Genomic DNA, 12,895 nt, shown 5'->3' on the forward strand with positions numbered 1-12,895 from the left:
ATCGGTGACTATATTATTCCAAAATGTGTCAGGATAACTAAATATCAAGCAGCGCCCAAACCTGGATGTTTTAATGTGCCAAAAGCAGGCATTATCTACAATGACGTAAAACCGATAGCGGGTCGAGTCGCTATCGAACTCAAAGACCAGCTGACCGCCGCTGGTTGGGATGTGTGTATGACAGCAAGTATTGGTGGTATATTGGGCTACTCCAACCCTGATAGTCCCGTATGCCACACTCCCATATCAGGTCTTACACCTCCCGGATTTGACTCAGATATGCGGTTTGCAGTGGTATTAGGTGGAGACGGGACAGTTTTAGCAGCTTCCCGTCAAGTTGCTCCCTCCGGTGTACCATTGTTAACTGTAAACACAGGTCACATGGGATTTTTGACGGAGACCTATCTGAATCAGCTGCCCACAGCTATGGAGCAGGTGATGGAGGGTCACTATGAAATCGAAGACCGAGCCATGCTGAATGTTCAAGTCTGGAGGGGAGACTCAGTTCTGTGGGAAGCGCTTTGTTTAAATGAAATGGTATTGCATCGAGAACCACTAACCTCGATGTGCCATTTTGAAATTGAAATAGGTCGTCATGCAGCTGTGGATATTGCCGCAGATGGTGTAATTGTTTCTACTCCTACAGGTTCAACAGCCTACTCTTTAAGCGCTGGCGGTCCGGTGATTGCCCCGGGCGTGCCCGTACTGCAGTTGGTTCCTATTTGTCCCCATTCTCTAGCTTCAAGAGCTTTAGTGTTTCCCGATCATGAACCAGTAAATATTTACCCGGTTAACATCCCTCGATTGGTGATGGTCGTTGATGGTAATGGTGGGTGTTTTGTCTTGTCCGAGGATCGGGTATATTTACGCCGCTCGGAATACAAGGCTAGGTTTATACGCTTACAACCACCAGAGTTTTTCCGAATTTTACGGGAGAAATTGGGTTGGGGACTACCCCATATTGCTAAACCAAGTTCGGTGGAGTTGCCATAACTTTTGATCATTATCCAGCAGTAAACCCTTATATTGGAAAAATCAATATGACGCCTTCTCATGGCTCCCGTGTTCTGGTGATTGAACCTGATGAAACTCTAGCTAGTCAATTGGGCTTTGATCTTCAAGAGGCTGGATATGAGGCTATTATAGCTACTGATGCTAATAGCGGTTTGCATAAATGTCGAGATTTACAACCGGCTTTAATAGTTGTAGACAGAATGTTGCCAGGAGAGTCTGGATTATCTTTTTGTAAGAACCTCCGTGCCACTGGCAATACTAAGCCAGTTCTGATATTAATGGCCAGAGATGCGATGGATGACCGTGTTGCTTGCCTAGAAGCGGGTGCAGATGATTATATTCTTAAGCCTTACCGTTCCGAGGAATTTTCCAAGCTCATTCGTCTATATCTAAAACCAGATGTTGAAAGTAGTGAACAGTTACGCTTTGTAGATCTAGCCTTAGATATTGGTACTCGTCGCGCTATCTATAACAATAAAGCCATTGATTTAACAATGAAGGAATTTGAACTATTAAAGTTCTTTATGGAACATCCCCGGGAAGTTTTAACCCGGGAACAAATTTTGGAAAATGTTTGGGGTTATGACTTTGTCGGTGAGTCAAATGTGATTGAAGTATACATTCGCTACTTACGATTGAAAATCGAAGAAAATGGACAAAAGCGTTTGATTCAAACAGTGCGAGGTGTGGGATATGTATTAAGGGAGTCCTAGCTAGAAAAAAATTTTGTTTAGCCTATTGCCAAAACAAAAAACTAAGCTATAATAGGAAAGTTGCTGAAGAAGGGCGGATGGCGAAACTGGTAGACGCACCACACTCAAAATGTGGCGACCTTGCGGTCATAGGAGTTCGATTCTCCTTCTGCCCATTAAAGAAAATAAAAATGCTTCCCAGGAGAGCAAGCCACGCCGGCATACACTGGCGCAGCTTGCTTAAAAGAACTTAGAGAAAGCTTAGAGACCAATGGCTGCTAAAACATCACTAGCATGAGTGGAAGTATTAACTGTGGTGTCAACATGAGCAATCTTGCCATTTGGATCTATGATGTAAGTAACGCGTTTAGCATAACCGCCACCATCTACATCGTAAGCTTTTATTAAAGATTTATCAGTATCAGCTAACAGGGGAAAATTGAGCTTATATTTTGTGGTGAATGCTTGATGGGAAGTCACATCATCAGCACTTACTCCTAGAACTACTATATCTTTCCCTTGGTAGTCACTTTGAGCATCCCGAAAACTGCAAGCTTGTTTGGTGCATCCAGGAGTGTCATCTTTGGGATAAAAATATAGAACTACGGTTTTACCGGCAAAATCAGATAGTGACACTGTGTTGCCGTTTGTATCTTTGGTGGTAAATGCAGGTGCTTTTGTACCAACTGATAATGCCATACTTGACCTTTCCTGTGTGAGAATAGTTTGAATTTTACTGTACCTCAAGAGGTATAGCGAGATTGAACCCCATTATATATCTTTATAAACACTATTATCAATCCTTAGGAAGGATTCTGGGACGTGAAACTTGTAAATCAGAGGCCCTTTGAAAGTCAAAACCAGCTCCATTTTCATCTCCCAATTCACAAGAAAATCGCCGCTCATAGTATGCTGAGGCAAATTCAGGGGAAATCTCAAATGTTGCAACTGGATGGTTTTCCCCACTATTAAATTTTACTGTGGCTAAATCTACCCCTTCTCCTAATTTTATACTGCTATTGTCTAAGGGATATTCCCGTCCACTAGCGGCAATTACTGTATAATTCTCTTTTGTACACGTGTTTTTGTTATTCTTGCTACTACTAATCTTTTGCGGTATTTTGCAAACTACATGAGCGCTGGTTAGAACAGTGTAAGTATTTCCCTCCCGGGCAATTATTACTCCAGACCCATTATTGCTACGATAGATAATCCACATAAATAACATTTAGCAGTGAGGAAGGAAAATGTACCATAGGAATTGTCTGGAAGTTCAGAATTTGCGAGTAGAATTTTCCGGGGATGGTGCTCAGGTACAAGCTATCGATGGCATTAGTTTTGATGTACTCCAAGGTCAAACCCTGGGAATAGTTGGTGAGTCCGGTAGTGGTAAATCAGTCACAGCTCTGGCAATTATGGGTTTATTACCATACCCCGGTCAGGTAACTGGAGGACAAATTTTATTCCGCAATCAAAAAAATGCCCAACCCCTAGATTTATTAGCTCTACCCTCACGGGAAATCCAGCTTTACCGTGGTGGGGATATGGCAATGATTTTTCAAGAACCAATGACTTCCCTCAATCCGGTTTATAACATTGGTTTTCAGTTAACAGAAGCAATTGAGCGCCATCAAAATGTCACCCTAGCTGAAGCTAAAAGAATTGCGATCGCCCGATTACAGGAAGTAAAGCTATTACCCAAGGATGAAAACATTAAACAGCAGTATTTAGAAAACTGGCATCAAACCCATCCCAAAAAGCCACTACCCAGTGATTATCAATTAGCACAACTAGTGAAAGAATATAAAATGGCCATGCTAGAACGCTACCCCCATGAGTTGTCAGGGGGTCAGTTGCAAAGGGTCATGATTGCCATGGCAATTTGTTGTAATCCATCTTTGTTAATTGCTGATGAACCAACAACTGCTTTGGATGTAACAGTCCAAGCGACAATTATGGAACTGATGAGAGAACTCCAAAAAAGTCGTAATATGGCTATGATTTTCATCAGTCATGATTTAGGACTAGTTGCTGAAATTGCCGATCAAGTAGCAGTGATGTATAAAGGTAAAATTGTCGAATGTGGTTTGGCATCACAAATTTTCACCCATCCCCAGCACCCATACACTAAAGGTTTAGTAGCTTGTCGTCCCACTCTTAACCAGCGACCACAAAAATTGCTGACGGTTTCTGACTACATGATAGTACAAAGATATCCCAATGGAGAGCTGATTATTAAGTCAAAAGAACCGAATATCCCTCGACAAATTACCCCAGCAGAAATTGAAACACGAATAGATGATTTAACCAGAAAATCCCCACTTTTGCAAATTCACAACCTCAAGGTGGGCTTTCCTGTTCGCGGTTTGTTGGGCGGTAACAAACGATATAATATAGCTGTCAATGGTGTTTCCTTTGATGTCTATCCAGGAGAAACTTTAGGTTTAGTGGGAGAATCGGGTTGCGGTAAAACTACTTTGGGTAGAACCTTGATCAGATTAATTCAACCCATGGCGGGAAAAATTATATTTGAAGGACAAAACATCACTAATTTTGCAGGAACTCAATTACAGACTCTGAGAAAACAGATGCAAATAATTTTTCAAAACCCTTTTAGTTCCCTCGACCCAAGAATAAAAATTGGTGAAGCAATTATGGAACCATTGTTAATTCATTCCCTAGGGAAAACCAAACAACAGCGTCAGGACATAGTTGTCCAACTTTTAGAGCGAGTGGGATTAAGTGCAAATGATATGAATCGCTATCCCCATCAATTCTCTGGTGGTCAACGTCAGCGTATTTGTATAGCCCGTTCTTTGGCACTAAATCCTAAATTTATTATTTGCGATGAGTCGGTTTCCGCTCTCGATGTCTCCGTTCAAGCTCAGGTCTTAAATCTCTTGAAGGAATTACAACAGGAATTTCAATTAACTTATATTTTCATTTCCCATGATTTAAGTGTGGTTAAATTTATGAGCGATCGCATTTTGGTCATGAATGAAGGTAAAATTGTGGAGGTTGGTACGTCTGAGAGTATTTATCGTCAACCTAGGGAAGAATACACAAAAAAACTAATAGCCGCCATTCCCCAAGGAAATATTAACTACTAGCAATTGAATTAAACTACTAACTTCCAACTAACCATCACCAAAATGCTGTAGATAATTAACTTAAGTGGACGTTGTGGAGTAATTTGGCAAAGTTTTGAACCCAGTACCACCCCTGGGACTGAACCTATCCATATTGGTAATACTAAACTCCAATCCACCGTTCCCAAGGTCAAGTGACCCAAGGATGTAAATATTAATAGGATTGCTGCTTGGGTAATATCTGTGCCTACCAAATTTTGTGCATCTAAGCTAAACAAAGTAACTAATACCAATGCGAACATAGAACCAGATGAAACACTAGTCATACCGACACAGAATCCTAAAAAGACCCCGATTAACAAGGTTAAAAAACGACCTTGATCGGTTTTAACATTTAATTTAGGGGGTTCGGGCAAATTGAGCTGGGGGAACAGTGTGATTATTACCATTTGTGCTAATGCTGTTAGTGTCACTATCAAAATCATTATTCCTAATAACTTCAATAAGAGACTATCCATCTCATACCCATTAGTTCTAAGTTGATGTAAAACACCTACACCTACCAGCGATCCAGAAACACTACCCATGGCTAACCATTTAACCACTTCCATGTCTAGGGTTTTTTGTTGCCAATGTTTAACCCCACCCACTACCTTCATTAGCGTAGCAGCTACAACATCTGAACTGATAGTAATAGAAGGTGGAACTTGAAAAACGAAAATCAACATGGGAGTAACCAGGGATGCGCCTCCTACTCCTGTCAAACCCACAATGGTGCCAATAAAAAAGCTGAAAACTGGTAGCAGTAAGTAGTCCATCCTTCCCCTCATCTACATCAAAATAATAGTATATGGTGCATTAGTATCCTAACATACATCTTTCAAGTCCCAGTAAATTACTAAAACTCGACTGGATTACCGTATTTAATCACGGTTAAACCTCGGATGTCAAGAGGTGAGAAGGATTATTTTCTTGTTTTTCCAAGTCTGGGTTGTGTGGATATTTCAGTGGTGATTTTCCCCAGAAGTGAAAATATAAACTACTCTTTTGGGTGATTATTTATTAAAGTAATCAAGCAAAAACTATCAAATTGGTGATGATTAAATAATTATTGAAAATTCACCAAGGTATACATTTCTTAATATGGATTTATTTGGGTAAAAGTGATTACTGGAGAGGAGTTCTGGGATAACCTGAGTTGGGGATGGTTATAATAGCTAATTTCCCCCCAATCCCACGTTATTGAGTGTCTTAACAATGATCAATAAATTGTTAAAATATTGGAAAAGACTTGCATAATCAAAAAAAATAATGTAGGATAAACCGTAACACAGTGTAACCCATATATCCTAATAACAAGTTTTATTGTGATCAGGAAAAACAGTCTTGGTCTGTTGAACTTATCCAATTACTTTCCAACATAAACATATTAACCACTAATCAGCAACTATTAATCAACAAATGGGGGAAAACTTGAGTATATTGGCATTTTCTGCATTAGTTTGGATGGGATCCTTTAGTGCTGGTTTAGTAGGTTCCTTAACCGGTTTAGGAGGGGGTGTTGTCATAGTTCCGCTATTAACTTCCGTTTTTGGGGTTGATATTCGTTACGCTATTGGTGCTTCCTTGGTTTCAGTTATTGCTACATCCTTAGGTTCAGCATCGACATATATTAGAAAGGGATTTACTAATATTCGACTAGGAATGTTTTTAGAGGTTGCTAGTACTATTGGTGCGGTTGTTGGTGCATCCATAGCTACCATTGTTTCAGTTAAATTCCTCACTATCGTTTTAGCATTTGTGCTAATTTATTCAGCATATTTATCCCAAAGACCAAAAACGGAATGTGTTGAGGTTGTCAAATCAGATCCCCTAGCTGAATACCTCCAATTAAATGGTACTTACCCCATAAATGATGGTGTAATGTCTTATCAAGTAAACTCCCTACCTGCTGGTTTTAGCATTATGTTACTAGCAGGAATTCTTTCTGGTTTACTAGGTATTGGGTCTGGAGCATTTAAAGTTTTAGCCATGGATCAAGCAATGGGTTTACCCTTTAAAGTTTCCACTACCACTAGCAATTTTATGATTGGTGTAACAGCAGCAGCTTCTGCTGGCATATATCTAAGTAGGGGATATATTGAGCCAGGCTTGTCTATGCCCGTACTGTTGGGAGTTTTACCGGGTGCTTTTTTAGGGGCCAGAATTTTAATTGGTGCCAAAACTCAAACCCTCAGAATTATCTTCAGTATCATCTTAGTAGTGATGGCACTAAAAATGGTCTATAACGGTTTAACAGGGGGAGTATAATAACATGTATAAATTAAATTCTGGTTTTAGATGGACTTCATCAGCGGAAATAGAAATCGAATTAATGGGACTGGTTCTGATTCCAGAAGAAACCGATTCTGATATTGAACAATTAGAGCAACAGCAGCTGGATCAAAGTAACAGTATAAATAATACTAACTTTTCTGGTGAAATTACTAGTTTTTACCATCCAAATAAGTCGCAATCTGAACAACAACTAGAAAACATCCTGAGTAATTTACTCGGACATGGTGTGTTAATTGCTAGCACTGTTGTGTTTGCGGGAGGGATGTTATATTTAATCCGTCATGGTTTTGAACCTGCTGAGTATAACACATTTAGAGGTACACCATCCCAGTTTTGTTCACCAGTGGGTGTGATAAATGCGATTTTTTCTGGTAGTGGAAGGGGGATAATTCAACTAGGACTTCTAATCTTGATCTCTGTCCCTATTTTGCGAGTGGTTATTTCCTTTTTGGTTTTTATGTTCCAGAGAAAATTTACTTACGTGGTGATGACCTTCCTGGTACTTGCTACTATTAGTTATAGTTTGGTAAGTGCTTCTTTGTAATACGGAGAAATACTTGCACTTTTTATTAGACCAGTGGCAGTTTTTTTACCTGTAGCAGCAGTCTGATTTTGAAACAGTACAAAAGCAGCAACAGCTATTAAAAAATAACCAAAATACTTCTGTAATTTTCTTCCATCAATGAACCCAGACAGATAACCACCAAAAAAGCTACCTAAACTAGCAGCAAGAATAAAACTACCTATTAAATTCCAATCCAAATTCACACGTCCCAAATAACCCAAAAAACCTGCCATTGCATTAGCTACTAAAATTAACAAAGAAGTACCAATGGCTTCTTTCATGGGTGTTTTACCTAAAATTACTAAAGCAGGGACAATGGCAAAACCGCCTCCAACCCCTATCAACCCAGTTAATGTTCCCACTCCCAACCCCTCGGTTAACAACCATAACCAGCAATACTTGCAAACTGGGGGTTGGTAAATATGCTCGTAAACATCATCTTGACAAATATCTTCATCCTGTGGTGGATAACCCCGATCTAAATCGAAAGATCTATCCTTTCTTGCTTGTAAATCCTTTTGGTATTTTACGGATGATTTATCTGGATTTTGCCTACTTCTTCTGATCATAAGGAATGCTGCTATCAACATCACAATTGCAAAAAGCAGCATTTGTAAATTGTCAGTAATAAATGGTAAACCTGCAATTTTAGCACCTAAAAAAGCACCTAACATGGTAGCGGAGCCAAAAATAAACGCCTTACGAAAATTGATATTTCGATTTTTCCAGTGAGGAATTAATCCAATCAAGCTGACCGTACCAACAATGATTAAGGTCATGGCAATTGCTGACTTGGTTGGCACCCCCATCACATACACTAAAACCGGTAGGGCTAAAACTGAACCACCACCACCTATTAACCCTAAGCTAATACCTATTCCAGTCGCCAAAATATGTCCTAAGATCCACATCATAGTTTCTTATACCCCACTTGCAATCCACCAATTTTTAAAAACAGACCCCCTGTAGGGAGTCTTAGTATTTTCAACCTCTTTGGTTATAGGGCAATTTCTTCAATAGCATAGCCATGGCACAAGTATTAGTTAACCCAGCAAATACCAAACCACTCCCTACAAAACCACTTAAAATTAAAAACCAAGGAGAAACCAAAACTCCTAAAACTGTCCCAGCAACTACCAAAGTTCCTGCCACTATTTGCACTTGTCTCATTATACTTATAGGAGCATTTTTATTCCTATTAGTTACATACCCTGACTTTTTCCAAGCACTAATTCCTCCCTCCAATTGACTGAAATCCCTAAATCCAAATTCTATTAATCTATGAGCAGCTTGTTGGGATCTATTTCCTGAATGGCAATAAATAACTATCTTTTTGCCAGTTAATAAGGATATTTTTTCTGGCTCCAATTTTGATAGAGGTAAAAGTTGAGAACCGGGAATATGCTCACCCATAAATTCTTCCTGCTCTCTCACATCTATCAAATGTACTCTTTGGCTTTCTAACAATTCTTTCACCTGTGAAGCATCTAATGCTTGTAATTCTTCTTTACCTGAAATCTCCATTTGCCTACTCCTGTTGCCATATTTACCAATTTATCCGGTCCACACCCTTAAACCGCCTTACCGCAAAGTTGATTCGCAGGAACTGCTGCCATCATTTTCTGAGGATTTGGCAAGTTCAATTCATTCATTAGTTTGACAAATGTCTCCCGATTATATCCCTTAAACCGAGGGTTATATTTTCTTTCTTCACCGATAGTAGAAACTGTAAAACCTCTATAATCATGTCCTGGATAAACTTCTATTTCGTCCGGAAGTGTAAACAATTTTTCGGTGACAATGTCAAATAGAGTTTCCGCACTTCCACTTTGAAAATCAGTTCTCCCGCAACCTCTAATTAATAATGAATCCCCAGTAAACAACTTCTCTTGATTGACTAAAAAAGCTAAATGACTGTCCGTATGTCCCGGTGTCCCAATCGCTAAAACATTAATCTCCCCCAGGGTTAATATTTCCCCATCTTCCATCTGTTTGTCCGCACAACTGACGAAAGAATTAGCAGGTACAATCCCCAAACACCCTGTTCGCTCCCGCAGTTTGCCTGTACCTGTGATATGATCAGCATGAATATGAGTTTCTAAGCAATACTGTAATGTTAAACCTAGTTCCTCAATTACCTGTAAGTCCCTTTCTACTTGCTCCACCACAGGATCCACTAGCACGGCCGCTTTTGTCTGCTCGTCAGCAATTAAGTATGTATATGTGCTAGATTCTCTGTCAAAAAGTTGTCTAAATAACATATTCACCCTCGACTTTTACCCTCTGCCTACTTGATAATATAACCATATTACTATACAGTAGAATAGTCAAGTACAAATTTCAGAAATTCTCTAAAATTTTCCGAATTTTTTATGTCAGATATGTATCCAGAAGCTCTAATCCATGTTGCAGAATATTTCAAAGTGTTGTCGGAGGTAAGTCGATTACAGGTTTTGTGCTGTTTGAAGACAGGAGGAAAAAATGTCACCCAGGTAATAGCAGAAACCGGTCTAGGTCAAGCGAATGTGTCTAAACACCTGAAGATTCTGACCCAAGCAGGTATTGTAAAAAGAAGACCTGAAGGGGTGATGGTGATTTATGAGATTGTGGATCCCATATTGTTTCAACTGTGCGATTTAGTGTGCGATCGCTTGCAGGTTAGATTAGAAGAGCAGACCAGGGAGTTACAGGATCTTAGATTGTAAGAAACTCCCAGATACTTCGAGTTTTACTAGCTGAATTGCTCCTCCGTATCCAAATTAAATAACATTTGTAAAGTTCGCATACAGTTACGTCGGGCTTCTATGTCCTGTTGTGATCGTAATTGTACCATAGGGTCATGTAATATTTTATTAACTATTCCCCTAGTCAGGGCTTCAATTACTTCCTGATGTTTTTCGCCAAATTCCGAACCCAATCGGGAAAGAGCCTTTTGTAATTCTTGTTCGCGGATGTGTTCGATTTTATTTCTCAAAGAACTGATAGTAGAGACAGTTTCCAAACTGCGCCACCAGATATCAAAAGACTCCACCTCTTCGTCCAAGATTTTTTCAGCTTCTTGGGCCATTTTGCGACGACTTTCGTAGTTTTGAGCTACCACTGCTTTTAAGTCATCCACATTAAAAACCTGGACATTATTTAAACAATTTACATCCGAGTCCACATTGCGAGGTACGGAGATATCAAACAACATGAGAGAATGGTTAGGGTCTAAAACCATTTCTAATTTAGAGCGGTTGATAATTGGTTCTGTGGAGGAAGTGCTAGTAAAGACTAAATCACTATGAGAAATAACAGACATCATTTCTGGGAGGAGATGAATGTGAATAGTCACCTCTGGGAACTGTTTAGCCAGTTCTGCTGCTCGTTCTTGGGAGCGATTAACAATACTAATATGGGATGCGCCCTTAGAAATCAAATGTTGTACCAGTAGACGAGACATTTTTCCCGCACCCACAATTAGTACCCGGTATAGTTCTAAATTTTCTACCTTAATTTGTGCCAACTCTACAGCTGCTGAACTAATAGAGACCGCTCCAGTGCCAATGCTCGTTTCAGAACGAACTCTTTTACCAGCAGTTAAAGCTTGTTTAAATAAACGATTTAAAATTGTTTTTACACCATTGTATTGCTGTCCCAGTTTGTGAGTATTTTTCACCTGAGCCAGAATTTGTCCTTCTCCAAGAACTAGACTATCCAAACCAGCAGCAACTCGCAAGATATGAGTCACAGCATCGGTATGGATAAGAGTAAACAGATGTTGACGTAAAGAACCTACAGGTAGTTTGCTATGCTCAGCGAGAAACTGTGTCACTTCCCGAATTCCCTGGGGGATATCGCTGCTCACAACATAAATTTCCAACCGGTTACAGGTACTGAGGATAGCCACCTCATCAATGTGAGGATAGTTGAGCAAGTGAGCGATCGCACTTTCGGTTTGGGGTTCAGGAATACTTAATTTTTCTCTTACTTCAACTGGGGCTGTTTTGTGACTTAACCCCACTACTGCAATATTCATCTTTAATTTCTTATGACTGGAATAACGCTCTTGCTGTTTTTCGTAGTTATCATGGCAAAGGGTAACAGGTAATGGTATACCATTTGCCAATTACCCTTTACCAGTTAGTTAACAAAAATTAGTGCAGTTGCACAACTTTAGGTTGTTCAAACATGTGAATAGTATCTACAAAGCGAGCAGTCTTAGACTGGGTAGAGATGACCAAACTTTGAGTTCTTGCACCACCCTGGAAGAACCGCACACCTTGCATCAAATTACCACTAGTAATACCACAACCTGCAAACAAGACGGTTTGACCAGATGCCAATTCATGAGCATCATAAACTTTATCTGGTTCATTAATACCCATAGAAGAAAGTCGTTCTAAATTAGACTCCTTGCTTTCGCCAATCAAACCAGTTTTAACCACTGCGGGGTCGTAAATTAACTGACCTTGGAAGTGACCACCTAGGGCGCGCATAGCAGCAGCAGAAATTACACCTTCAGGAGCTGCACCAATACCCATGAGAGCGTGGATATTAGTACCAGAAAAACCGCAAGACAAAGCTGCACCCACATCACCATCAGAGATCAATTGAACTCTTGCACCAGCTTCACGGATCTCCTTAATTAAATCATTGTGGCGCTCGCGCTTCATAACAACGATCACCAGTTCCTCAATAGATCGGCCTAAGCATTCCGACAGAATTTTGAGGTTTTCAGTAGCTGACTTGTTGATATCAACCTTACCCTTAGCTGCTGGGGGTGCGGCCAACTTCTTCATATAGAAGTCAGGAGCAGCAAAAAGACCACCTCGTTCAGAAATTGCTAAAACTGCCATGGAACCTGGTTGTCCATAAGCTACCAGATTAGTACCTTCACAAGGGTCAACAGCAATATCAATTTCCATTAACTCATCAGGACTACAGGAGATAGCATTGTCTGGGTTAGCACAAATTCCCACTTCTTCACCGATGTAAAGCATGGGCGCGTCATCACGTTCTCCTTCACCAATTACAATGCGACCGCGCATATAGATTTTATTCATCCGTTTGCGCATAGCTTCTACTGCTACCTGGTCAGCAGTGTTCTTTTCACCCTTACCCATCCACTTTGCAGAGGCGATCGCAGCTTGTTCGACAACCTCAATAATTTCTAAACCAATTGTATTTTCCACAGGTCTACCCTCTTAATTGCTGAT

Annotated in this window: 14 protein-coding genes and 1 tRNA gene; 7 read left to right on the top strand and 8 right to left on the bottom strand. The window is 40.0% G+C overall.

Annotation, left to right across the window (positions count from 1 at the left end; all coding sequences use genetic code 11):
• The first annotated feature begins 75 nt into the window (after window positions 1-75).
• The 3 genes from C6N34_RS08075 to C6N34_RS08085 all read left to right on the top strand — a co-directional run bounded on the left by C6N34_RS08075 (window position 76) and on the right by C6N34_RS08085 (window position 1,882).
• On the top strand, window positions 76-993 hold the full coding sequence (locus tag C6N34_RS08075; RefSeq protein WP_006276012.1) for an NAD(+) kinase: 918 nt from the start codon (window positions 76-78) through the stop codon (window positions 991-993).
• A gap of 47 nt (window positions 994-1,040) precedes the next feature.
• The gene (gene nblR, locus C6N34_RS08080; protein WP_057179059.1) at window positions 1,041-1,727 is read left to right on the top strand and encodes a response regulator transcription factor NblR; all 687 of its coding nucleotides are present in this window, start codon (window positions 1,041-1,043) and stop codon (window positions 1,725-1,727) included.
• A 71-nt stretch (window positions 1,728-1,798) separates the two neighbouring features.
• Window positions 1,799-1,882, top strand: a tRNA-Leu gene (locus C6N34_RS08085).
• Window positions 1,883-1,967: 85 nt separating this feature from the next.
• Here C6N34_RS08085 and C6N34_RS08090 read toward each other — a convergent pair.
• Both C6N34_RS08090 and C6N34_RS08095 read right to left on the bottom strand, forming a co-directional pair.
• Window positions 1,968-2,405 carry a peroxiredoxin gene (locus C6N34_RS08090; protein WP_115539289.1) on the bottom strand — a complete coding sequence of 146 codons (438 nt, stop codon included), beginning with the start codon at window positions 2,403-2,405 and terminating at the stop codon, window positions 1,968-1,970.
• A gap of 97 nt (window positions 2,406-2,502) precedes the next feature.
• The gene (locus C6N34_RS08095; RefSeq protein WP_181884055.1) at window positions 2,503-2,925 is read right to left on the bottom strand and encodes a trypsin-like peptidase domain-containing protein; all 423 of its coding nucleotides are present in this window, start codon (window positions 2,923-2,925) and stop codon (window positions 2,503-2,505) included.
• 28 nt (window positions 2,926-2,953) lie between these two features.
• On the opposite strand from C6N34_RS08095, the gene C6N34_RS08100 reads away from it, so the two are divergent.
• Window positions 2,954-4,816: an ABC transporter ATP-binding protein gene (locus tag C6N34_RS08100; protein WP_115539291.1), complete on the top strand. Its 1,863-nt coding sequence runs from the start codon at window positions 2,954-2,956 to the stop codon at window positions 4,814-4,816.
• Window positions 4,817-4,824: 8 nt separating this feature from the next.
• Here the strand turns inward: C6N34_RS08100 and C6N34_RS08105 are convergent, their stop codons facing one another.
• Window positions 4,825-5,613, bottom strand: coding sequence for a sulfite exporter TauE/SafE family protein (locus C6N34_RS08105; protein ID WP_115539292.1), 789 nt, complete (start codon window positions 5,611-5,613; stop codon window positions 4,825-4,827).
• 655 nt (window positions 5,614-6,268) lie between these two features.
• Here C6N34_RS08105 and C6N34_RS08110 point away from each other — a divergent pair.
• Window positions 6,269-7,105: a sulfite exporter TauE/SafE family protein gene (locus C6N34_RS08110; protein ID WP_115539314.1), complete on the top strand. Its 837-nt coding sequence runs from the start codon at window positions 6,269-6,271 to the stop codon at window positions 7,103-7,105.
• A 4-nt stretch (window positions 7,106-7,109) separates the two neighbouring features.
• Window positions 7,110-7,676 (top strand): DUF1634 domain-containing protein, encoded by a 567-nt coding sequence (locus tag C6N34_RS08115; RefSeq protein WP_115539293.1) that lies wholly within the window; start codon window positions 7,110-7,112, stop codon window positions 7,674-7,676.
• Here the strand turns inward: C6N34_RS08115 and C6N34_RS08120 are convergent.
• The 3 genes from C6N34_RS08120 to C6N34_RS08130 all read right to left on the bottom strand — a co-directional run bounded on the left by C6N34_RS08120 (window position 7,649) and on the right by C6N34_RS08130 (window position 9,958).
• Complete coding sequence (locus tag C6N34_RS08120) at window positions 7,649-8,611, bottom strand: sulfite exporter TauE/SafE family protein (RefSeq protein WP_236107484.1); 963 nt, start codon at window positions 8,609-8,611, stop codon at window positions 7,649-7,651. The two genes, C6N34_RS08115 and C6N34_RS08120, sit on opposite strands and share 28 nt — an antisense overlap.
• Window positions 8,612-8,681: 70 nt before the next feature.
• Complete coding sequence (locus C6N34_RS08125) at window positions 8,682-9,221, bottom strand: rhodanese-like domain-containing protein (RefSeq protein WP_181406981.1); 540 nt, start codon at window positions 9,219-9,221, stop codon at window positions 8,682-8,684.
• A gap of 47 nt (window positions 9,222-9,268) precedes the next feature.
• Entirely contained in the window at window positions 9,269-9,958 is a 690-nt protein-coding gene (locus tag C6N34_RS08130; protein WP_115539295.1) for an MBL fold metallo-hydrolase, read from the bottom strand.
• Between the two features lie 111 nt (window positions 9,959-10,069).
• Here C6N34_RS08130 and C6N34_RS08135 point away from each other — a divergent pair, with 111 nt between their 5' ends.
• Window positions 10,070-10,402, top strand: a complete 333-nt coding sequence (locus C6N34_RS08135) for an ArsR/SmtB family transcription factor (protein WP_115539296.1) — start codon at window positions 10,070-10,072, stop codon at window positions 10,400-10,402.
• Window positions 10,403-10,428: 26 nt separating this feature from the next.
• On the opposite strand, the gene C6N34_RS08140 is transcribed toward C6N34_RS08135, so the two are convergent.
• Window positions 10,429-11,715: a glutamyl-tRNA reductase gene (locus tag C6N34_RS08140; protein WP_006276020.1), complete on the bottom strand. Its 1,287-nt coding sequence runs from the start codon at window positions 11,713-11,715 to the stop codon at window positions 10,429-10,431.
• 118 nt (window positions 11,716-11,833) lie between these two features.
• Window positions 11,834-12,871, bottom strand: coding sequence for a class II fructose-bisphosphatase (gene glpX, locus C6N34_RS08145; RefSeq protein ID WP_115539297.1), 1,038 nt, complete (start codon window positions 12,869-12,871; stop codon window positions 11,834-11,836).
• Between the last annotated feature and the right edge of the window lie 24 nt (window positions 12,872-12,895).

Origin of the sequence: Cylindrospermopsis raciborskii Cr2010, from assembly GCF_003367075.2 — a bacterium.
Lineage (GTDB): Bacteria > Cyanobacteriota > Cyanobacteriia > Cyanobacteriales > Nostocaceae > Raphidiopsis > Raphidiopsis raciborskii.